Source organism: Flavobacterium sp. JP2137 (assembly GCF_050562195.1).
Classification (GTDB): Bacteria; Bacteroidota; Bacteroidia; order Flavobacteriales; family Flavobacteriaceae; genus Flavobacterium.
Window position 1 is genome coordinate 2385911 of sequence record NZ_CP191647.1, and the last position, 24165, is coordinate 2410075.

Here is a 24165-nt window from a genome sequence, read left to right on the forward strand (position 1 = left end):
GGCTTATCTTCTATAAATATATTCGCGTTCTACGATTTGATTTTTGGAAATGCGTTCGGCTTGTAAGGCCCGCAATTCGACCCGTCTGATTTTTCCGCTAATCGTCTTGGGCAATTCGCTGACGAATTCGATCAGCCGCGGCATCTTATAGGGCGCAATATGTGCTCTGGAATAGGCAAATAACTCATCGGCTATGTCCTTGCTTCCCAAACTGCGATCGCTGAGTACGACAAAGGCCTTGACCTCAAATCCCTTAACGTCATGCGGACTGGCGACCACGGCCGATTCCAACACCAAATGGTGTTCGAGTAGGGCACTTTCCACCTCAAAGGGACCGATGCGGTAATCCGAAGATTTGATCACATCGTCGTCTCGACCGATAAACCAAACGTATCCCTCCTGGTCTCTATAGGCCTTATCGCCGGTAAAGTAAACCCCGTTGCGAAATACTTGACGCTCCCGCTCCTTGTCGTACAAATAGCCTTTAAACAAGCCGTTTAAGCGCGCCTCGGTGGTCTTGATACAGATGTTGCCCTCTTCGTTGTTCGGCAGTTCAACACCCTGGTCGTCGGCGATGATTACCTCGTATAAAAAAGTGGGTTTTCCCATGGAGCCCATCTTGACCGCTGCGCCGGGTAAATTGGCAATCATACACGTGCTTTCGGTTTGGCCAAAACCGTCGCGTATCAGCATCCCCGTACCCGCTTTCCACTGTTCGATAATCTCTGGGTTTAACGGTTCGCCCGCAGCGACACATTGTCGGAACTTAAAGCGGTACGACTGCAGGTCTTCCTGTATAAATAAGCGCAATACGGTGGGCGGAGCACAGAGCGTGGTTATCTGGTGTTTTTCGATGAGCTGCAGCGTTTTGGCAGCGTCAAAGCGCGCCATAGTGTGGTGGGCAAATACCGTGGCCCCCACGTTCCATGGCGCAAATACGCTGCTCCAGGCAAATTTTGCCCAGCCGGGTTGCGAAATGTTGTAGTGAATATCGTCGTTGTTGATACCGATCCAGGAGGCCGTGGTTAAATGACCAACGGGATGACTCCAATGGGTATGGCAAACTATTTTGGGCAATCCCGTGGTGCCCGAGGTAAAGAACAAAAACAAATTGTCGTCTGCCTTGGTCGGCGCGGCGCTTACTTCGGGTATGGCTTCCCTTTCGATTTGCGCTAGGGATATCCATCCCTCCCGCTCACCGTCAGCGATAATCTTAACGGCAATCGCACTCGAGCTCAGTCCTTCGGCCTGATCGATCTTTTCGGCATTGTCCATATCGGAGATAACCACTTTGGGAAGGGTCTTCTCAAAGCGAAAGGCCAGGTCGTGGGCCCCCAATATACTCGCGGCGGGTACCAATTGTAAGCCGCCTTTAATCGCGGTTAATACGGCCACCCAATTGACAGGCTGAAACATCAGCTGCGTCAACAAGACATCGCCCGGTGCTATGCCCCGTTCGCGCAAAAAGTGCAGCAATTGGTCGTAGCGCTTTTGCAGGTCTTTAAAGGTAAAGGAGTGCGTCTCGCGCTCGTCTGTCCACAGCAAAGCCGTTTTGTTCGGGTGGTTGTTGAGGTGTATGGCCTCAAAAACCTCCGTGACCCAATTGAAGTAAAGCGGTTTTTGCAAAGGTACTTGCTGTAAAGCATCAAATTCTTGTAAGGAAATCAATTCACTTATTCTTTTAAAATAATCCGTCATGATTGCAGTGTGATAAAAAGTTGGTAATACGTTTCTAAATATATATAATTATTTTGTATTTATACCCATATTGCCGTTCGGCTGTCCAAAGGGCTTTTGTTTTGCACGACAAGACGCCCTAAAAAAACAAATCACCAACTGACCAAATAAGCGTATTTTTGTCGGAAATACATATTTATGATTTCGCTGTCCATAAAAAACCGCATCGCGTTCTATTATATATTGGGAACGGCTATTTTAATACTGGGATTGTTTATCACGGTACATCAAATTGTATCGATTACCCTAAACAAACACATAGACGACAACATTCAAACCGAGGTGGAGAAACACCTCTTGGAATACAAATACGTCGATGGACGGATAGAGCTGTTGTACGAAGACGAATGGATGGAGCGCGAGCACAATGCCATTGACGTCAACCCCGTTTTTGTCGAATTTGTTTCGCAAGACGGTATACTGTTTGAAAAATCGCCCAACCTCAAGGAAAAACAATTGCTCTTCGATGTGGATTTTACCGATGGCGACCTGTTTGATACCACCCTGGAGCACAAACTCATCCGACAGATACAAGTACCCCTTTACCATCAGCATGCCAAAGTAGGCTATTTGTTGGTGGCCATGTCGCGAGAAAATGCCGTGATGGTCATTCAAAATCTCGAACGCATATTGCTGTTTGCTTATCCCTTTGTATTGGTAGTCTTGTTTTTTTTGGCACGAGTAATCGCCGGTAAGAGCATTAAACCGGTGCAAAACATTATCGCGACTTCCCGCAGAATTACGGAACACAACTTGTCGGAGCGGGTGCCTTTGCCGCAGAATAAAGACGAATTGTACGAACTGACCCAAACGATCAACCACCTCTTGGTGCGCATCGAAAAAACCTTGGAGCGCGAAAAGGAGTTTACCTCACATGCCTCGCATGAATTGCGGACGCCCTTGGCCGTATTGCAAGGCACTTTGGAGGTGTTGATTCGAAAACCCAGAGCGGAATCGGAATACCATAAAAAAATTAATTTTTGCATCGCAGAAATCAAGCGGATGAACACCTTGGTCGACGATTTACTGGTATTGGCCCGCATCGAATACACCCAAAGTGAAATCCACAAAGAGTCCTTGGATCTGAACAAACTGTTTTTAGAAGTCATTCCGCGCTTTGCCTTGCCGATACAAGAACAAAACATCGATGTACAGCTGCATTTGGAACGCGCACCCATGGTGTATACCGATCAGCATTTGTTTTTGATGATGTTGAACAACTTGATTTCCAACGCGATTAAATACAATGTTAAAAACGGCAGCATCCGGATCGACTTCTCGGAAACCAATACGCAAATAGCGATTTCCATAGCCGATAGCGGCATTGGGTTTGATCCGGATTCAGCAGATGTATTCGATCAGTTTTTTCGCTTTCAAAATGCGATCGATTCCGAGGTTAAGGGCACGGGATTGGGCTTGTCAATCGTCAAAAAACTCGGAGAGATTCTCGGCATCGATTTGGAGATCAGCAGTGCTTTAAATCGCGGTACCCAAGTGAGATTGATTCTAAATAAAACGATCTAATACATTTCTAATGGCTTCTTAAGTTTAGCTTAAGGAAACTCTCCAATATCGAGGGTAATTTTGTGGAAAATTAAACTATCATGTTGGAAGGAATGATCAAATTTAGCTTGAAAAACAAGCTTATAATTCTGCTTTTTACATTTGGACTCATTGGTTTTGGACTGTACTCGGTAACGCAGCTTTCTATAGGTGCCGTTCCCGATATCACCAACAACCAGCTTCAAGTGATTACCACCTCAAATACACTGTCTACACAAGACATCGAGCAGTTTGTCACTTACCCCATTGAAATTCAAATGGCCAATTTACCCGGCATCAAAGAGGTGCGTTCGATATCCAAATTCGGATTGTCTGTGGTGACCTTGGTTTTTGAAGAGGAGATGGGCACCTATTTGCCGCGGCAACTGGTGGCGGAAAAGATAAAAATTGCCGCGGAAGAAATTCCCGAAGGCTTTGGAAGCCCCGAAATCGGACCCATCACTACGGGTTTGGGAGAGATTTATCAATATACCTTAGAGGTTAAGCCCGAATTTAAAGACCGATATACCACCACCGATTTGAGAACGATACAGGATTGGGTGGTGCGCCGACAATTGTCGGGCATACCCGGTGTGGTGGAGGTCAATACCTGGGGGGGACACCTCAAACAATATGAAGTGGCGATCAACACGGCAAAGCTCAAGGCGATGAACGTGTCGGTTAACGAGGTATATACCGCCTTGGAAAGCAACAACAGCATTGCTGGTGGTGCCTATATCGAAAAGGAAAATCAGAGTTTCTTTATTCGAGGAGAGGGAAAAATCAACACCCTGGACGATATCCGTGCCGTGGTGGTCAAAAACAACAACAACTTACCCGTATTGATCAACGATGTAGCTCAAGTGCGCTTGGGCAGCGCAAACCGATTTGGAGCGATTACCGGAAATGGCGAAGGCGAAAAGGTGTTGGGACAGATCATGATGATCAAAAACGGGAATTCCAAAAAAGTATTAACCGCCGTAAAAGACCGGGTTGCAGAAGTGCAAAAGCGCCTGCCGGAGGGGGTGTATATCAATCCGTTTTTAGAACGCAGCGAATTGGTGGGAAAAACCACCTTTACCATCGCTGAAAACTTGATTTTGGGCTGTTTAATCGTCATTTTTGTCGTGGTACTCCTATTGGGTAATCTGCGCTCGGGATTGGTAGTCGCTTCGGTAATTCCCCTGTGTTTGCTGTTTGCCATTGGCATGATGAACCTCTTTGACATCGATGCCAACCTGATGAGTATGGGGGCCATTGACTTCGGTATCATCATCGATGGTGCGGTGATTATCGTGGAGTTTGTCGCCTTTAAAATCATGCGGGGCGGCCCGGAATTGAGGGCCCTACCCAAGGCAGACCGACAGGCTGCCATCGACGAAATCACCTTTAACAGCACCAATAAAATGATGAAGTCGGCCTTTTTTGGGCAGTTGATCATCTTAATCGTCTTTATTCCGATACTATCCCTAACCGGCGTTGAGGGGAAGATGTTTAAACCGATGGCCATGACTTTTAGCTTTGCCTTAATAGGAGCGATGATCCTTTGTTTTACTTATGTACCCGTAATTTCTTCGTTGGTTTTAAAACCCGTAGTCGAAAAGGAAAATTCCTTTTCCAAGCGCCTGATTGCGCGCTTGAATACCTGGTACCGCCCTTTGATCGTTTGGGCCCTGCAGCACACCAAGGTGGTGTTGATCAGCGCAGGCGTTTTGCTGTTGGTTTCCATCGGACTGTTTACGAGAATGGGCGGTGAGTTTATACCCAAGTTGGACGAAGGCGATTTTGTGATTCAGCCCGTGTTAAAAACGGGTACCTCCCTGAGTAAAACCATCGAGATCACAACCAAAATAGAAAACATCCTATTGGATAATTTTCCCGAAGTCGACCAAGTTGTCACCCGTATCGGAGCCGCTGAGGTTCCTACCGATCCGATGTCGATGGAAGAAACCGACGTCATTATAAAACTGCATCCCAAAGGCGACTGGACTTCGGCAAAAACCAAAGACGAGTTGGCCGATAAGATGAAGCTGGAAATAGAGAAATACATCCCCAATATGGAAATCGAGTTTACCCAACCGATAGAAATGCGTTTCAACGAATTGATTTCGGGTTCCCGGGCCGATATTGCGATTAAAGTATTTGGAGAGGACCTGGAGGTATTAAACACCCTGGCACATCAAATAAGAAACTCCATCGAGGTGATTCCAGGCGCATCGGATATCATCGTGGAAAAGGTAGCGGGCTTAAAGCAGATGAGTGTGGTGTTTGACCGACAGAAAATCGCGCGTTATGGATTGAAAATCGCCGATGTCAACGAGACCATTGCCTTGGCATTTGCCGGTAGACAAGTGGGGAATGTGTTTGAGGGCGAGCGCAAGTTCGATTTGGTCGTGCGCTTGGGAGAATCGTATAAAAAGGGCTTGGAAGACTTAAAGGGCTTGTACATCACCACGCCATCGGGTCAGCAAATTCCCTTGGAGGAAGTAGCCGATATTCAATATACCGAAGGACCGGCACAAATATCCAGAGAAGACACCAAACGGCGTATCGTGGTTGGGGTAAACGTCCGCAATCGAGATCTGCAAAGCGTAATCCTCGACATTCAGAAAAAATTGGAGACCGAATTGAAACTGCCTGTGGGATACGCCATCGAATACGGCGGTCAGTTTAAAAACCTAGAAAGCGCCAAAGACAGGCTGATGATTGCGGTGCCCATAGCGTTGTTGCTGATATTTTTGCTGTTGTATTTCGCCTTTAATTCCATACAAGAAGCCCTGATGGTGTATACCGCCATACCGCTCTCTGCAGTGGGTGGGGTGTTGTTTTTATGGATGCGCGACCTGCCTTTTAGCATATCGGCCGGCGTGGGCTTCATTGCCCTATTCGGAATAGCGGTATTAAATGGTATTGTCTTGGTCGAGCACTTTAATGAATTGGCAAAAACGGGAATAAAAAATATGGACGAAATGATTATAAAGGGAACCACCGACCGATTGCGACCGGTGTTGCTCACGGCTTCGGCTGCGGCCTTGGGCTTCTTGCCGATGGCCATATCCGGCAATGCCGGTGCCGAGGTACAGCGACCGCTGGCTACGGTGGTTATCGGTGGTTTGTTTACCGCAACGATTCTGACCATGCTGGTTTTACCGGTATTGTATAAACTTTTAAAACAACGGGAAATCAAAAGGAAGAAAAGCCATGTGCTACCGACCTTAATTGTGGTAGCCTTATTGGGTATGGGAGGCAGCGCGTATGCACAACAACCCACAGAACTGGAAACCTTAATCGCTACGGCCCAAAAAAACAACAAAGGTGTTTTGGCCTTGGACAAAAAAACCGCCCGGGCAAAAGCGGAGATAAAAACCGCTTTTAGCCTGGAAAAAACCAATGTGTATTACAGCTTTGACGAGAACAACAAAGCGGATAACGACAAGGCTTTACGCGTTTTTGGCGTGGAGCAAAAAGTGAGCTTTCCAACGGTGTATCACGCAAAAAAGCGACTGGCCAAAGCCAATTACAACGTGGAAGAAACCCAGGCTACTTGGGATAAAACCAAGGTGTCTTTTGAGGTTTCCCAGTCGTATTATCAGGTTGTTTACCTAAAAAACAGACTGCTGCTGTTGCAGCAATTGGATAGTTTGTATCAGAATTTTTCCCATGCGAGTCAGCGCAAATTTGAATTGGGCGAAACCAATTACTTGGAAAAAATCACTTCACAGGCGAAATACCAACAGGTAAAAGTGCAATTGAACCAATTGAAAAAAGAGCTGCAAATAGAGATGGAGCGCTTGCAAACCCTGGTTCAAAGTCCCGAAGCGCTACAGGTATCCAAGGAGCGCTTGGAGTGGGAGTGGAGCAGCGAACAAGCAGTGGTAGAAGAGCAATACCGCGATCTGCTCGAAGCCAAATCCGGACAGTTGGCCGCGGCGATCAAGCAACAGCGGCAGGGCTATATGCCCGATTTAACCTTGGAATACTTTCAGGGAACCAACAAACACCTGCCTCAGTCGATGTACGGTTTTCAAATAGGCGTGGCTATTCCGCTGTTTTTCGGAGAGACCAAGGCACAGGTAAAAGCGTCCAAGCTCGCATCTGAAGGCTGGGAACTGGAACGCGAAAACTTGGAAATCAACATGAATCAATTCGTCAAAAATCAGCATACCGAAATTGCCAAGGCCAAGGAAGGCATGGATTACTATAAATCGTATGGCAAGCAAATGGCCGACGAGCTCTTTAAAGTAGGAGCGATGAGCTATCAAAATGGGGCGATCGACTTCTTTCAGTACATCAGCAGCATCGAGAATGCCTTAGCCCTGCGACAAGAACACTTGGAGAATCAATTGCTTTATATACAAGCCAACCTTAATCTTTACTATTTAAACTACTAATATGAGCACTAAAAAAATATTATTATTCGGATTTTTAGCACTGTTTTTGTCTTGTAACAAAGCGGTTACCACAGAGGGAGAACAGTCGGAAGTAACGTTGGCAGCCGACGAGCGCCTGGTTTTGCAATCCCAATTTAAGTCGGTGGGCATGCGTTTTGACACCTTGAGCATGCAGCGCTTTAACGATGAGGTTTCGGCAACGGGACAAATCGATGTGGCGCCACAGTTTAAAGCCAAGGTCAATGCGATGTTGGGCGGCTATATCAAAGCGATACTCGTTACCGAAGGACAACAGGTTAAACAAGGACAGTTGGTATTGCAGATGGAAAATCCCGATTTAATCGACATTCAAAAGGACTATCTGGAAACCCACGAGCAAATCGGCTATTTAAAGTCGGAATTTGAACGCCAAAAAATGCTGTTCGACGAGCGTATCGCCTCGCAAAAGAATTTTTTGCAGGCACAGAGCGATTACCGAACGGCCCAGGCTAAACTCAAGAGTGTCGCTGCCAAATTGCAGCTGCTCAACGTCGATCTAAAAGCGGTGCGCAGCGGACAGTTTTCATCTCGCGTGGCTTTGGTTGCCCCGATTTCGGGTACGGTAAACAAAATTAGTGCGGCAATCGGCATGTTTGTTTCTCCCGAACAAGCGATGATCGAAATCGTTGATACCCGTGCCATGCAGTTAAACCTCCAGGTATTTGAAAAGGATATCGACAAGGTTAAGCTGGGGCAAAAGCTGACTTTTCAAATTTCAGAAACCGCTGCAACTGCATTTGATGCCACCGTTTTTTCAATCGGTAAAACCATAGATGAAACCAATAGAACGGTTTCGGTAGTAGCACATTTCCCCAAAGAAGTTCAAGAAGGGATGTATTGCGGTATGTTTGCCGTGGCAAAAATCGCCACTTCTGAAAAAAATGCCTTGGGAATTCCCCTAAATGCGCTGATGACAGTAGCCGATAAGAATTTTATTTTTATTTTAGTGCGAGAAGATGAAAAAAATGTGATATTGAAAAAAATTGAGGTGGAAATTTTACTGAAAAATGATAAATTTGTAGAAATATATGCTAAAGACTTGGATAAACACACAAAAATTTTAGTTAATGGTGTTTACGATATCAGTGCTGGGAACGAATAATTCAGCTCATTTTGGCAGAATAGTATTAATTAATTCTTAAAAAAAGCTTTAATACTTCTTTTGGTATATTCTTTGAATCTATTAAGATGAAAAGAAAAATTGAGTAATATGATATTAGCACTAACGATATCTTTGTTTCCGAGCTCTGGGATTGAGCCAAACAATGAAAAACACTCTAAGGATTCGAAAAGGAATGCGAAGGAAAATGTAGCAAAGAAAAAAAATGATGATGAGTCTTTTTTTAAAGCGGTGGGGAATGAACCTTTTTGGAATATTTCCATAAGTAAAAAAGGCATTATCTATTCCGCAACCAAAGCCGATGAAACCATTATTTTCCCCTATGTGGATTCCATACAAGTAGGAGAGACCAGAGTTTATAAAACACAAACCAAAAGAGAAGAAATAGAGATCGTTATTTACGAAGAACTGACTTCCGATATTTTTACCGGTAATGAGTACGACCATTCGATAGCCGTTCACTTAAAGAGAAATACCCACAGCAATGAAATCGCTGCGGATTTTGCGGGTTATGGATATTATATTTTTGATCCCATGCTTTCTGGAAGTTGGATTTTGCAGTCCTTTGAAGACAAACGCGTGGAGGATTTAAACATCAATCAGATTCCATTGATCAATATCGATGTGAGTACCAAGAGCTTCTCCGGTAGTGGAGGTAATCATATTATCTACGGCGACTTGGCCTGTGAAGGCGATGGCATACAGTTTAAAAACATTATGGCACCGGAAAACATGGTCGACGAGTTTGTTCGCGAAAAAGAGCTTTTAGACGTGTTGGAAATGTCGAACAAGTTTAAATTAAAAGACGATGAGCTCCATCTCTTTGTCGATCAGGAGCGCAAAATGATCTTTAGACGAGACACCTATGTCTATCTGTAAATCATTTGAAAAAACCAAATACAAAAGCCGATCCGTTTTTACGCGATCGGCTTTTGTATTTTAAATCGAACACCTATTTGCCAGTGCTTTTAGGCTTTTTGTATTTCTATTTGCTCTTCCATCGTCTTGTAGGCCGCTACGATCTTTTTGACCAATCGGTGTCTGACGATGTCCTTGTCGTCCAAGTATATCATGCCGATTCCCTCGACGTCCTTAAGGATGTGCAAAGCCTCTTTGAGACCCGAACTCACCTTTCGCGGCAAATCGATCTGGCCGGGATCTCCGGTAATGATAAACTTGGCGTCTTTTCCCATACGGGTTAAAAACATCTTCATCTGCGAATGGGTGGTGTTTTGCGCTTCGTCCAAAATGACAAAAGCGTGGTCTAAGGTACGCCCTCTCATAAAGGCCAAAGGGGCAATTTGAATGACGCCTTTAGTCAAGTAATCCTCCAGGGTTTGCGGCGGTAACATATCGCGCAAAGCGTCGTAGAGGGGTTGCATATACGGATCGAGCTTTTCTTTCATATCACCCGGTAGAAAACCGAGGTTTTCACCGGCTTCCACAGCAGGACGGGTAAGGATGATGCGCTTGACTTGCTTTTCTTTTAAAGCCCGCACCGCCAAGGCCACGCCTGTATAGGTTTTACCAGTTCCCGCAGGACCGATGGCAAAGACCATGTCGTTGTTTTCCACAAAATGCACCAATCGCTGTTGATTGGGGGTTAATGCCTTAATTAGTTTTCCTCCTACACCATGTACCAAAATCTTGTCACTGGGATTCATTTGTTGCGGCCCATTATCCAGAACTATGCGTTCCATGGAGTTCTCATCCATGCGGTTGTACTTGGAGAAATACTTGACCAAACGATGAAAGCGCAGTTCAAATTCGTCGAGAATTTCATCTTCCCCATATATTTTTAACAAGGAGCCTCGTGCTATGATTTTTAATTTGGGATAGAGGCGTTTAAGAGTTTCTAAATGGGTATCTTGTGGTCCCCAAAATTCTTTAGCGGTAATTTCTGTTAGTTCTATAGTTCTTTCGTTCAAATGGGGTGAGATTTAATTAAAAAATAAACTAATTTTGCATTACTCAAAGCTAATACAAAAATTCTATACTATCGATCAAATAGTGAAAAATATATAATGGAAACGATCATTACTTTAACAACAGATTACGGAACTAAAGACTATTTTGTCGGCGCGATTAAAGGGAAAATCATTTCCTATATTCGCGACTGTCAGATAATTGATATTTCTCATTGTATAGATTATTTTAACATTAGCCAAGCCGGCTATGTAATCAATGCAGCCTATAAAAACTTCTCCAAGGGAACCATTCACCTCATTGGGGTTGACGCGGAAATATCCGAAAACAGCAAACCCCTGGCCATGTGTTTTGACGGGCATTATTTTATAGCCGCGGACAACGGCATTTTGAGCTTTCTCACCACAGAGCGCGAGCCCGATCAAGTGGTCTATATCGATTTCGAAATGGGCACGCCTGCGATGGACGTGTTTATCGGCAGTGCGGTAAAAATTGCCCAGGGAATTCCCCTGAGCGAATTGGGAACCCATGCAGATGCCATAGTGGGGGTTAGCGAGCTTCAAGCCGTGGTTTCTAAAGACCAGGGAAGCATACGCGGCAACATCATTTACGAGGATCACTTCGGCAATGCGGTGAGCAACATCACCAAAAGCTTGTTCGAGGCGGTTAAAGGCGAAAGAAACTTCGTAATAAAAGTTAAAAACCGACCGATTAAGAGAATAAATAAGTATTTTTCCGACTTTAAAATTACCGATTCCGCTTCACTAAAATCGAGAGAAGGCGAATTGTTGGCGATTTTTAATGAATTGGGCTATTTACAACTTTCCCTGTATCGCGCCAATCCCTTGACAACCGGTTCTCCAAAGATCTTGTTGGGACTGGAATACCGCGATACCATTACAGTTGAATTTGAAGATTAATCAAAATAGATATGATGTTTGTTAGAATTGTGAAATTGAGTTTTCACGAAGAAAAAATACCGGATTTTTTAGCGCATTTCGACACGGTAAAAGAAGTGGTGCGCAACTATCCTGGAAACCGGTTTTTAGAACTGTATCAAGACAAGGACAATCCTTGTGTTTTTTTTACTTACAGCTATTGGCAGCAGGAAAGCGATCTGGAAAACTACAGACAATCCGATACCTTTCGGGAGATTTGGTCTTATGTCAAAACCTTGTTTAACGATAAGCCGCAAGCTTGGAGCGTTGACAAATTAGTTACCTTACCTTAAATTCAGCAGATGAACGCACTTTTATTACGCGAAATCAAATCCTTTTTCGGTTCCCTCACGGGATACCTCGTTATAGCCGTTTTTTTGGTGCTAAACGGACTCTTCTTATGGGTGTTTGATGGAAATTATAACATATTGCAAGGCGGTTACGCTGATGTGTTTCCTTTTTTTAACCTCGCGCCGTGGATCTTGATTTTTCTGATCCCCGCGGTAACGATGAAGAGCTTTTCCGAAGAAATCAAACAGGGAACACTGGAGTTGTTGCTTACCAAGCCCTTGAGCATTAGAGAAATCGTGCTGGGGAAATTTCTAGGGGCTTTCGTGCTGATTGTACTAGCTATTATCCCAACACTTACCTATGTGTGGGTGGTGGCAGACCTCTCCTTGAGCGGTACGCAGTTCGATTGGGGCAGCACTTGGGGATCCTACTTCGGACTGCTGTTTCTCATAGGCGCCTATACCGCGATCGGCGTATTTGCCTCGACTTTGTCGGAAAATCAAATCGTTTCCTTTATCATCGCTGTGGCGCTGTGTTTTTTGTTTTTCGTCGGACTGGACGAATGGAGTAAAATCGGTGGCAGCTGGAGTGGACTCATCGCGAGTTTTGGAATTAATGCCCACTTTAAAAGCATGGGACGCGGTGTATTGGACACACGAGATATACTGTATTTCTTGAGCTTTTCCGCTTTTTTCCTCAGTGCAACTGTTTTTAAAATTAAATCCATAAAAAAGTAATGAACACGAACCGCAAAAAACGCATCATATCGTTATTGGGAGTTGTTGTACTTCTGGTTTTAATCAATGTATTGGGCAGCTATTTCTTTAAGAGATGGGACTTGACCCAAGACAAGCGCTATACCTTGTCGCCAACATCACTGGAAGTCATCAAGGGGGTCAAAGAGCCCTTGTTTGTCGATGTGTTTTTGGAAGGGCAATTTCCACAGGAGTTTAAACGCTTGCAAACCGAAACCCGACAATTGTTAGAAGAGTTTAAAGCATATAATTCTCATATTGTCTTCCAGTTTATCAATCCGATCGAGTCGGAAGACGAAAAAATGGAAACCGCACGCGCCTTGTTTGAAGCGGGTATGAAACCGATTAATATTACCGTGTCCGACAAGGGAAAGCAAGCACAGGAAATGGTTTTTCCTTGGGCGGTAGCTACCTATGGAGGAAAGAATACGCAGATTCCGCTACTGAAAAACATGATGGGCGCCAATACCGAAGAAAAGGTGGTGAGTTCGGTACAGCATTTGGAATACGCCATAGCCGATGCCATTCACCGCGTGACCACGGAAAAGCAAAAGAAAATAGCGATTATCAAAGGAAATGGGGAGTTGGACGACCACTATATCGCCGACTTTTTAAAATCGGTGCGTGAAAATTATTTTATCGGACCTTTTACCTTGGACTCCGTTGCGGCAAATCCCGTGCGCAGTTTAGAGGAATTGCAAAAATACGATTTGGCGATTATAGCCAAACCGAGTATGAACTTCTCCGATGAGAAGATTCAGGTGTTGGATCAGTTTATCATGAATGGCGGTAAAGCGATTTGGTTGATCGATCAGGTACAAGCCGATATGGACAGCTTAAACAAAACCGGAACCATGATGGCCTATCCCAAGGATCAAAGCTTGGGAGAGTTATTTTTTAAATACGGTGTGCGCGTCAATCCAGTATTGGTAAAGGACGAGCAAGCGACCCCAATTAAGCTGGCAGTAGGGCGGCAGGGAAGCGAAACCCAATACGAGGAGTTTTTATGGAAATTTGCGCCATTTGCATATCCGCAGGACGAGCATCCCATCGTCAAAAACATCGAAGGTGTGAAATTTGATTTCGCCAATGCGATCGATACCCTTAAAAACGACGTTCGTAAAACCGTATTGCTGCAATCGTCTCGCAATGCTGCCGCGGTGGGAACACCAGTGGAAATCTCTTTGGAAATGGTCAATGAGGAAGTGACACCAGCGGATTATCAGGGCAGGGGTTTCTACAATCTGGCCGTGTTGTTGGAGGGGAATTTTAAGTCGGTACATCAGAATCGCATACTGCCTTTTCCATTGAAAAACTATAAAGCACAAGGCGAAAACAACCAGATGATTGTCATTGCCGATGGCGATGTCATCCGCAATCAGCTCGATCAAAATTACCAACCCCTAGAGTTGGGTTATGATAAATGGACCAACAAGCTCTATGGGAATAAAGAGTTTATCCTCAATGCGGTCAATTACCTTTTGGACGACTCCGGACTTATTAACATCCGTTCTAAAAATGTGAGTTTACCTATACTGGATAAACAAAAAGTATACGAACGCTATACGTCTATCCAAGTAATAACTGTCGGATTGCCACTGTTTTTCCTTTTAATTTTTGGATTGGGCTTTACTTTTTATAGAAAGAGACGCTTTGCGCGCAAGTGTTAATAAAAATTCTTTTATAATTGGTTATAATCCGATATATTTGTAAAATGTAAAAGTAATTTTACACCTAAAAAAGCAAAATAACATGAAGTTTATTGTATCGAGTTCCTATTTGTTAAAACAATTGCAGATTCTTGGAAGTGTTATCAATAGTAGTAATACTTTACACATTTTAGATAATTTCTTATTTGAATTGGATAACAGCGAATTAAAAGTCTCTGCATCCGATTTGGAAACAACCATGTCTGCTACTCTAGAAATAGAGTCGACCAGCCAGGGGAGTATCGCAGTTCCGGCAAAACTTTTATTGGAGACATTAAAAACTTTTCCAGAGCAGCCTTTGACTTTTACCGTTAAAGAAAACAATACTATTGAAATTAGTTCTGACTTGGGGAAATACGTTTTGGCGTATGCGCAAGGCGATGAGTTTCCCAAAGCGGAGACATTAGAAGATCCGTCTACTACAGGAGTACCCGCTGAAGTTTTAGCAACGGCGATCAGTAAAACGATTTTTGCTGCGGGTAACGACGATTTGCGCCCGGTGATGTCTGGAGTGTTTTTTCAGTTTTCGCCAGACGGTCTGATTTTTGTTGCTACCGATGCTCATAAATTGGTTAAGTATTCTCGTGCAGATATCAATTCTTCGAGCCAAGCCAATTTTATCATGCCTAAAAAGCCATTGAATATCTTAAAGAATATTCTAATGACTTCAGATGTAGAGGTGAAGATTGAATACAACGATTCCAATGCGCAGTTCTCTTTTGAAAACTATACTTTGACTTGTCGTTTAATCGATGGGAAATACCCCAACTACGAAGCGGTGATTCCAAAGGAAAACCCGAATAAGTTGTTGATCAATCGCGCTCAGTTTTTGAGTTCGGTACGTCGTGTGGCTATTTATGCCAATAAGACTACTCATCAAATTCGATTGAAAATCGCCGGTACGGAATTGAACATATCTGCAGAAGATATCGATTACTCCAACAAAGCGGACGAACGCTTGACTTGTGATTACCAAGGCGACGATATGCAAATCGGTTTCAACTCGCGTTTCTTGACGGAGATGTTGAACAACCTACAGTCGGACGAGATCATGTTGGAAATGTCTTTGCCGAACCGCGCGGGAATTTTAACACCCGTTGATGGACTGGACGAAGGCGAAACCGTTACCATGTTGGTGATGCCAGTGATGTTGAATAACTAGAACGATACCAAGAGGGAAACCTTCTGAATATAAACAAAGCCCGATGAAGCGATTCATTGGGCTTTGTGGTTTTTAGGAATTTTAGCTAGTATAATTTAGGTACTTATTCGTCCATTCGTAGATTCGTAGATTCGCCATGTTTTGTACAAAGGATTTAAGAACTACATTTTTAATCCGGATAAGAACTCCTTTGCGCAAGCTTTCGAATCCGCGAATACTCGAATACTCGAATCCGCATCAAGTCCTTGATTTGCCGATGCGCGAATTCGCCATGTTTTGTACAAAGGATTTAAGAACTACATTTTTTATTCGGAAAAGGCCTCCTTTGCGCAACCTCTCGAATCCGCGAATACTCGTATACTCGAATCCGCATCAAGTCCATTAGCAGATTTGCCCTGTTTTGCAGACAGTAATTAAGGACTGCATTTTTAATAAACGCTTATAAATGATAACAAAAAACGGGAAAGCCACTGACTTCCGTGAGAAAAGCGTAGCTTTCCCGCGTAAATTGATGTTAATTTATAATCAAATATAAAAAAAATATTTTAAAGTAACCTATATGTGTCCTGTTGTTTTTTAAAAAAACGGGAAATTTACTTGTATGGAAAAGGATAGTTTTAAAGAGGAAAACGAAGCTTTGGGGTACCGCATCCGAGAACTGCGAGAAAATTATGTACACGAAAAAATCTCTCAGGAAGAACTCAGTTATAAAACGGGAAACGCAAAGAAAACCATAGGAGAAATCGAACGGGGCAACACCAATCCCACGTACGAAACCCTACTCAAAATAAGCATGATGCTCGATTTGACCATCAATCAGCTGTTCGATTTTGACATGCCCACCTATATCCGACTGTCTCAAGAATATAAGGAACGGAAAAAGAAAAAATAAGCTTTTTTCTTTTGCGGATTCCTCCGTTGCCACGCGAGTTCTTCCTTAAATCCGCGAATCAGCAGATCCGCTCTTTATTATAACAAGCCATCTTCTATTCTACGGTACTCTCGAATCAGCGAATCATCAAATCCGCGAATCCGCGAATCCGCCTACAATATAAGAGGGTACCAGCGTGACGCTGGCACCAGCGCAGGTTGCAGAAAGTAATTATGGACTACATTTTTTATTCGGAAAAGGACTCCTTTACACTACCTATCGAATAAACGAATAAACAAATCCTCGAATCCGCTAAGAACTAACTATTTCCACAAATCGTGCATTCTCCTCAACTTGGCGAATAAGCGAATCAACAAATCCACGAATCCGCTCTTTGCTATAACAAGCTATCTTCTATTCTCCGGTACTGTCGAATCAGCAAATCCTCGAATCCGCTAAGAACTAACTATTTCCACAAATCGTGCATTCTCCGCAACCCGGCAAATAAGCGAATCAACAAATCCGCGAATCCACTCTTTACTATAACAAGCCATCTTCTATTCTCCGGTACTCTCGAATCCGCGAATACGCAAATCCTCGAATCCGCTAAGAACTAACTATTTCCACAAATCGTGTATTCTCCACAACCCGGCGAATAAGCGAATCAACAAATCCTCGAATCCGCACTTTACTATAACAAGCCATCTTCTATTCTCCAGCACTCTCGAATCCGCAAAAAAAATCCTCTTCGTAAAGTTACGGTAACTAAGCAGTTAACAAATCCCCGGCAAAAACCCTTTAAAAAAAACTTCAAAAGATTAGGAAAGCCGATAAAAAGGCCTACTTTTGCACTCGCATTACCGCAGAAGTTCTTTGATTACCGGGTTGAGATTGTGAGGGTCGTAGGGTTTTAAATCCGACGAGCCGAATAGGGGAGACCAGTGATAGTAACGATTGACAAGAAAATAAAGAGAAATTTTTTCTCACAAAAACCTTGCCAGTTAAAAAAGAAGTTGTAGTTTTGCATCCGCTTTGAGAGACAAGCGAAAAACAAGAAGACACGTTCATAGATATATTGAATTGACAGCAAATAAGAAGAGAGTAAGGAAATCGCAAGATTTCAAGAATTAGCGCAAACTATCTAAACATATTAAAAAAATACGATGAAGAGTTTGATCCTGGCTCAGGATGAACGCTAGCGGCAGGCTTAACACATGCAAGTCGAGGGGTAGAGGGAGCTTGCTTCCTTGAGACCGGCGCACGGGTGCGTAACGCGTATGCAATCTACCTTTTACAAAGGAATAGCCCAGAGAAATTTGGATTAATGCCTTATAGTGTTGTTGGATGGCATCATTTGACAACTAAAGATTTATCGGTAAAAGATGAGCATGCGTCCCATTAGCTAGTTGGTATGGTAACGGCATACCAAGGCAATGATGGGTAGGGGTCCTGAGAGGGAGATCCCCCACACTGGTACTGAGACACGGACCAGACTCCTACGGGAGGCAGCAGTGAGGAATATTGGTCAATGGAGGCAACTCTGAACCAGCCATGCCGCGTGCAGGAAGACGGTCCTATGGATTGTAAACTGCTTTTATACAGGAATAAACCTACCCTCGTGAGGGTATTTGAAGGTACTGTAGGAATAAGGATCGGCTAACTCCGTGCCAGCAGCCGCGGTAATACGGAGGATCCAAGCGTTATCCGGAATCATTGGGTTTAAAGGGTTCGTAGGCGGTTTGATAAGTCAGTGGTGAAATCTCCTAGCTTAACTAGGAAATGGCCATTGATACTGTCGGACTTGAATTATTGGGAAGTAACTAGAATATGTAGTGTAGCGGTGAAATGCTTAGATATTACATGGAATACCAATTGCGAAGGCAGGTTACTATCAATTGATTGACGCTGATGAACGAAAGCGTGGGTAGCGAACAGGATTAGATACCCTGGTAGTCCACGCCGTAAACGATGGATACTAGCTGTTCGGTCGCAAGACTGAGTGGCTAAGCGAAAGTGATAAGTATCCCACCTGGGGAGTACGTTCGCAAGAATGAAACTCAAAGGAATTGACGGGGGCCCGCACAAGCGGTGGAGCATGTGGTTTAATTCGATGATACGCGAGGAACCTTACCAGGGCTTAAATGTAGATTGACCGTTTTGGAAACATTACTTTCGCAAGACAATTTACAAGGTGCTGCATGGTTGTCGTCAGCTCGTGCCGTGAGGTGTCAGGTTAAGTCCTATAACGAGCGCAACCCCTATCGTTAGTTGCCAGCGGGTCATGCCGGGAACTCTAACGAGACTGCCAGTGCAAACTGAGAGGAAGGTGGGGATGACGTCAAATCATCACGGCCCTTACGTCCTGGGCTACACACGTGCTACAATGGCCGGTACAGAGAGCAGCCACTGGGCGACCAGGAGCGAATCTACAAAACCGGTCACAGTTCGGATCGGAGTCTGCAACTCGACTCCGTGAAGCTGGAATCGCTAGTAATCGGATATCAGCCATGATCCGGTGAATACGTTCCCGGGCCTTGTACACACCGCCCGTCAAGCCATGGAAGCTGGGGGTACCTGAAGTCGGTGACCGCAAGGAGCTGCCTAGGGTAAAACTGGTAACTAGGGCTAAGTCGTAACAAGGTAGCCGTACCGGAAGGTGCGGCTGGAACACCTCCTTTCTAGAGATACGCACTAATTTTATCTTGCTCTCGCTGTTCAATTCAAATAATACACAATAAAAGTACAGAGTCTCGTAGCTCAGCTGGTTAGAGTACTACACTGATAATGTAGGGGTCGGCAGTTCGAGTCTGCCCGGGACTACAGGCTACGCCTGAGGTAAACTTTTGAGTATTTTGCGCAAACAAAATGTCAAAGGACAACGTCAGAAGCGGGCATTTTTGGCTAATAGCTAGGAAAAACACACTTTTATTGAAAGGAAATTTTAGAGGTTGACTAACCCGACTACGTTTGGAAGACTACCTTCTAAATTCATTGGGGGATTAGCTCAGCTGGCTAGAGCGCCTGCCTTGCACGCAGGAGGTCATCGGTTCGACTCCGATATTCTCCACTACGGCATCAAGGGTCACTTGGTAAGACAAAAGACCCGCCACACGTTCATTGACATATTGAGATATTTAAATACAATAAAAATAATAGAAAGCACGTAATTGATTTCGATCGATTACACAAGCACATAAGCAAAATAAGGGCGTATGGGGGATGCCTAGGCTCTCAGAGGCGAAGAAGGACGTGATAAGCTGCGAAAAGCTACGGGGATCGGCACACACGAATTGATCCGTAGATATCCGAATGGGGCAACCCACTATGTTGAAGACATAGTATCCGATAGGAGGCAAACCCGCTGAACTGAAACATCTAAGTAGGCGGAGGAGAAGAAAACAAAAGTGATTCCGTAAGTAGTGGCGAGCGAACGCGGAACAGCCCAAACCAATGTTGTTACGGCAATATTGGGGTTGTAGGACCACGATGTTTCTTGCGGACAGAATTAGAACAAGTTGGAAAGCTTGACCATAGAGGGTGACAGTCCCGTATAAGTAATGGAAGATAAGAATAGTGGTATCCTGAGTAGGTCGGGGCACGTGAAACCCTGATTGAAACTGGCGGGACCATCCGCTAAGGCTAAATACTCCTGAGAGACCGATAGTGAACCAGTACCGTGAGGGAAAGGTGAAAAGAACCGTGAATAACGGAGTGAAATAGATCCTGAAACCATACGCCTACAAGCGGTCGGAGCCCTTAAGTGGGGTGACGGCGTGCCTTTTGCATAATGAGCCTACGAGTTACCGTTGCTGGCAAGGATAAGTGGTTAAGCCATGGATCCGTAGCGAAAGCGAGTCTGAATAGGGCGCTTTAGTCAGTAGTGGTAGACGCGAAACCGTGTGATCTACCCATGGGCAGGTTGAAGTTTAGGTAACACTAAATGGAGGACCGAACCGGTTGACGTTGAAAAGTCTTCGGATGACCTGTGGGTAGGGGTGAAAGGCCAATCAAACTCGGAAATAGCTCGTACTCCCCGAAATGCATTTAGGTGCAGCGTTAGTTATAAAGTTATATAGAGGTAGAGCTACTGATTGGATGCGGGGGTTTCACCACCTACCAATTCCTGACAAACTCCGAATGCTATATAATGTTCACTAACAGTGAGGGCATGGGTGCTAAGGTCCATGTCCGAGAGGGAAAGAACCCAGACCATCAGCTAAGGTCCCCAAATGTATACTAAGTTGAAAAAACGCGGTTTGTCTGCCCAGACAGCTAGGATGTTGGCTTGGAAGCAGCCATTCATTTAAAGAGTGCGTAACAGCTCACTAGTCGAGCGGACGAGCATGGATAATAATCGGGCATAAGTATACTACCGAAGCTATGGATTTACAGACAAGGGTCTGTAAGTGGTAGGGGAGCATTCTAATGGGGTTGAAGGTGAGTTGTGAGACTTGCTGGACTAATTAGAAAAGAAAATGTAGGCATAAGTAACGATAATGCGGGCGAGAAACCCGCACACCGAAAAACTAAGGTTTCCACAGCTATGCTAATCAGCTGTGGGTTAGTCGGGTCCTAAGGCAAACCCGAAGGGGGACGTCGATGGCCAACGGGTTAATATTCCCGTACTACTTATAATTGTGATGGAGTGACGGAGTGATGAAAGCACCGCGAACTGACGGAATAGTTCGTTGAAGATTGTAGCTATATTCCAGATAGTCAAATGCGTTTGGGATGGCAAAGATCGATAGTACTGCGAGTCTACGGACAAGTAGATAGTGTGCCTAAGGGCTTCCAAGAAAACCTTCTAAACTTTGATTATAAGTACCCGTACCGTAAACCGACACAGGTAGTTGGGGAGAGAATCCTAAGGTGCTCGAGAGATTCATGGCTAAGGAACTAGGCAAAATAGACCTGTAACTTCGGGAGAAAGGTCGCCAGCGCAAGCTGGCCGCAGTGAAGAGGTCCAGGCGACTGTTTATCAAAAACACAGGGCTCTGCAAAATCGTAAGATGAAGTATAGGGCCTGACACCTGCCCGGTGCTGGAAGGTTAAGAGGAGATGTTATGAGCAATCAGAAGCATTGAATTGAAGCCCCAGTAAACGGCGGCCGTAACTATAACGGTCCTAAGGTAGCGAAATTCCTTGTCGGGTAAGTTCCGACCTGCACGAATGGTGTAACGATCTGGACGCTGTCTCAGCCATGAGCTCGGTGAAATTGTAGTATCGGTGAAGATGCCGATTACCCGCAGTGGGACGAAAAGACCCTGTGCACCTTTACTATAGCTTAGTATTGTTCTTGGATAAGTGATGTGTAGGATAGGTGGGAGACTGTGAAGTGGCGTCGCTAGGCGTTGTGGAGTCATTGTTGAAATACCACCCTTTGCTTATTTGAGATCTAACTCCATATAATGGAGGACATTGCTTGGTGGGTAGTTTGACTGGGGTGGTCGCCTCCAAAAGAGTAACGGAGGCTTCTAAAGGTTCCCTCAGCACGCTTGGTAACCGTGCGTAGAGTGCAATGGTATAAGGGAGCTTGACTGAGAGACTAACAAGTCGACCAGGTACGAAAGTAGAGCATAGTGATCCGGTGGTTCCGCATGGAAGGGCCATCGCTCAAAGGATAAAAGGTACGCCGGGGATAACAGGCTGATCTCCCCCAAGAGCTCATATCGACGGGGGGGTTTGGCACCTCGATGTCGGCTCGTCACATCCTGGGGCTGGAGAAGGTCCCAAGGGTTGGGCTGTTCGCCCATTAAAGTGGCACGCGAGCTGGGTTCAGAACGTCGTGAGACAGTTCGGTCTCTATCTACTGCGGGCGTTAGAAATTTGAGTGGATCTGATTCTAGTACGAGAGGACCGATTTGGACAAACCTCTAGTGTATCTGTTGTCTCGCCAGGGGCATCGCAGAGTAGCTACGTTTGGCAGGGATAAGCGCTGAAAGCATATAAGCGCGAAACCCACCACAAGATGAGATTTCTTTAAAGGGTCGTGGGAGATGACCACGTTGATAGGCTATAGATGTAAAGGCAGTAATGTCATAGTCGAGTAGTACTAATAACCCGTAAGCTTATGTGTACTGTCCCGTTTTTTAAACGGGACAGGATGACTTTCTACTTATACAATACAAGTATTTAAATATCTTCGTATGTTACGATATTCGTTATTCCAAACCCTTGGATAACAACCGATTTAAGGTGGTTATTGCAGCGGGGCTCACCTCTTCCCTTTTCGAACAGAGCAGTTAAGCCCGTTAGCGCAGATGGTACTGCATTTATGTGGGAGAGTATGTCGTCGCCTTTCTTTTGAGAACCCCTAGTCTTCACAGACTAGGGGTTTTTTGTTTTATGCAGATTCGATGATTTGTTTATTCGCGGATTTGCCAGGTTGCGTAAAGGAGTTCGTTTTCCGAATTAAAAACGCAGTCCTTGTATATTTTCTACTAACCAAGGCGCATCCGCGCAGCCGCAAATCAGCGAATAGGCTTTTCCTTATTCGATATTTGCATAAACAAACTCAGTCTCTGAATAAAAAATGCAGTAATTAAATACTTTCTATTAACCAAGGGGCATCTGCGCATCCGCAAATAAGCGAATAAGCTTTTAGTTTGTGCGCACCAGCAAGATGCTGGCGCGAGCGCTAGTCGTGCAAAGGAGTTCTTTTCCACTGATTAGTTTGTTTTCTTATTTTCGTAAGTCAGTTCAGTTTCGATATACAAAATGTAGTTCTTATATATTTTCTACGATCCTTCGCTGGTGCCAGCGTCACGCTGGTACCTATTGTATTGTTGGCTTATTCGCGGATTTGTTTATTCGCTGATTTGCCAGGTTGCGTAAAGGAGTTCTTTTCCGAATGAAAAACGCAGTAATTAAATACTTTCTACAAACTAAGGCGCATCCGCGCATCCGCAAATAAACGAATCAGCTTCTCCTTGGGTTCAATTCCGAGTAAAAATTGCAATCCTTAAATCCTTTGTACAAAATATGGCGCATCCGCGCATCGGCAAATAAACGAATAAGCTTTTAGTTTGTGCGCACCAGCAAGATGCTGGCGCGAGCGCTAGTCGTGCAAAGGAGTTCCTTTCGGGATTAAAAATGTGGTTCTTAACTGCTTTGTACAAACTAAGGCGCATCCGCGCATCGGCAAATCCGCGAATAAGCGTTTTCTTGGAGTTCTTTTCCGGATTAAAAATGTAGTTGTTAAATGCTTTGTACAAAATATGGCCCATCCGCGCATCCGCAAATCAACGAATCAGCTTCTCCTTGGGTTCAATTTCGAATAAATAAAGCAATTCTTAACTCCTTTCCGCAAACTAAGGCGCATCCGCGCATCCGCAAATCAGCGCATCAGCTTTTCCTTATTCGATATTTGCATAATCGAACTCAGTCTCTGAATAAAAAATGCAATAATTAAATACTTTCTGCAAACCAAGGCGCATCCGCGCATCGGCAAATCCGCGAATAAGCGTTTTCTTGGAGTTCTTTTCCGGATTAAAAATGTAGTTGTTAAATGCTTTGTACAAAATATGGCCCATCCGCGCATCCGCAAATCAACGAATCAGCTTCTCCTTGGGTTCAATTTCGAATAAATAAAGCAATTCTTAACTCCTTTCCGCAAACTAAGGCGCATCCGCGCATCCGCAAATCAGCGCATCAGCTTTTCCTTATTCGATATTTGCATAATCGA

General features: G+C 44.5%; 12 protein-coding genes, 2 tRNA genes and 3 rRNA genes. 15 read left to right on the plus strand and 2 right to left on the minus strand.

What is annotated here, in order from left to right:
- Positions 1 to 3: 3 nt before the first annotated feature.
- The gene (locus ACQZ43_RS10515; RefSeq protein ID WP_430612414.1) at positions 4 to 1698 is read right to left on the minus strand and encodes an acyl-CoA synthetase; all 1695 of its coding nucleotides are present in this window, start codon (positions 1696 to 1698) and stop codon (positions 4 to 6) included.
- Positions 1699 to 1875: 177 nt separating this feature from the next.
- Here ACQZ43_RS10515 and ACQZ43_RS10520 point away from each other — a divergent pair, with 177 nt between their 5' ends.
- The 4 genes from ACQZ43_RS10520 to ACQZ43_RS10535 all read left to right on the plus strand — a co-directional run bounded on the left by ACQZ43_RS10520 (position 1876) and on the right by ACQZ43_RS10535 (position 9708).
- Complete coding sequence (locus tag ACQZ43_RS10520) at positions 1876 to 3261, plus strand: ATP-binding protein (RefSeq protein ID WP_430612416.1); 1386 nt, start codon at positions 1876 to 1878, stop codon at positions 3259 to 3261.
- An 80-nt stretch (positions 3262 to 3341) separates the two neighbouring features.
- Positions 3342 to 7670, plus strand: a complete 4329-nt coding sequence (locus ACQZ43_RS10525; protein ID WP_430612418.1) for a CusA/CzcA family heavy metal efflux RND transporter — start codon at positions 3342 to 3344, stop codon at positions 7668 to 7670.
- Between the two features lies 1 nt (position 7671).
- A complete protein-coding gene (locus ACQZ43_RS10530) occupies positions 7672 to 8811 on the plus strand; it encodes an efflux RND transporter periplasmic adaptor subunit (protein WP_430612420.1) in 1140 nt (379 codons plus the stop codon).
- Between the two features lie 108 nt (positions 8812 to 8919).
- Positions 8920 to 9708 (plus strand): hypothetical protein, encoded by a 789-nt coding sequence (locus ACQZ43_RS10535; protein WP_430612422.1) that lies wholly within the window; start codon positions 8920 to 8922, stop codon positions 9706 to 9708.
- Positions 9709 to 9797: 89 nt separating this feature from the next.
- Here ACQZ43_RS10535 and ACQZ43_RS10540 read toward each other — a convergent pair whose 3' ends face one another.
- Positions 9798 to 10757, minus strand: coding sequence for a PhoH family protein (locus ACQZ43_RS10540; RefSeq protein WP_430612424.1), 960 nt, complete (start codon positions 10755 to 10757; stop codon positions 9798 to 9800).
- 96 nt (positions 10758 to 10853) lie between these two features.
- Here ACQZ43_RS10540 and ACQZ43_RS10545 point away from each other — a divergent pair, with 96 nt between their 5' ends.
- From ACQZ43_RS10545 to rrf, 11 genes are all read left to right on the plus strand, one after another.
- A complete protein-coding gene (locus ACQZ43_RS10545) occupies positions 10854 to 11675 on the plus strand; it encodes an SAM hydrolase/SAM-dependent halogenase family protein (RefSeq protein ID WP_430612426.1) in 822 nt (273 codons plus the stop codon).
- 14 nt (positions 11676 to 11689) lie between these two features.
- A complete protein-coding gene (locus ACQZ43_RS10550) occupies positions 11690 to 11986 on the plus strand; it encodes a putative quinol monooxygenase (protein WP_430615656.1) in 297 nt (98 codons plus the stop codon).
- Positions 11987 to 11995: 9 nt separating this feature from the next.
- Entirely contained in the window at positions 11996 to 12721 is a 726-nt protein-coding gene (gene gldF / locus ACQZ43_RS10555) for a gliding motility-associated ABC transporter permease subunit GldF (RefSeq protein ID WP_430612428.1), read from the plus strand.
- Entirely contained in the window at positions 12721 to 14409 is a 1689-nt protein-coding gene (gene gldG / locus ACQZ43_RS10560; RefSeq protein ID WP_430612430.1) for a gliding motility-associated ABC transporter substrate-binding protein GldG, read from the plus strand. The genes gldF and gldG overlap by 1 nt, the downstream gene beginning before the upstream one ends.
- Before the next feature lie 82 nt (positions 14410 to 14491).
- Positions 14492 to 15610 (plus strand): DNA polymerase III subunit beta, encoded by a 1119-nt coding sequence (dnaN, locus tag ACQZ43_RS10565; RefSeq protein WP_430612432.1) that lies wholly within the window; start codon positions 14492 to 14494, stop codon positions 15608 to 15610.
- Positions 15611 to 16211: 601 nt separating this feature from the next.
- The gene (locus ACQZ43_RS10570) at positions 16212 to 16502 is read left to right on the plus strand and encodes a helix-turn-helix transcriptional regulator (protein WP_430612092.1); all 291 of its coding nucleotides are present in this window, start codon (positions 16212 to 16214) and stop codon (positions 16500 to 16502) included.
- Positions 16503 to 17641: 1139 nt separating this feature from the next.
- Positions 17642 to 19159, plus strand: a 16S ribosomal RNA gene (locus ACQZ43_RS10575).
- Between the two features lie 68 nt (positions 19160 to 19227).
- A tRNA-Ile gene (locus ACQZ43_RS10580) sits at positions 19228 to 19301 on the plus strand.
- Positions 19302 to 19474: 173 nt separating this feature from the next.
- A tRNA-Ala gene (locus tag ACQZ43_RS10585) sits at positions 19475 to 19548 on the plus strand.
- Positions 19549 to 19672: 124 nt separating this feature from the next.
- Positions 19673 to 22557, plus strand: a 23S ribosomal RNA gene (locus ACQZ43_RS10590).
- A 115-nt stretch (positions 22558 to 22672) separates the two neighbouring features.
- Positions 22673 to 22782: ribosomal RNA gene (gene rrf / locus ACQZ43_RS10595) — 5S ribosomal RNA — on the plus strand.
- The 16S, 23S and 5S rRNA genes sit together here with 2 tRNA genes alongside, the layout of an rRNA operon.
- Positions 22783 to 24165 lie beyond the last annotated feature (1383 nt).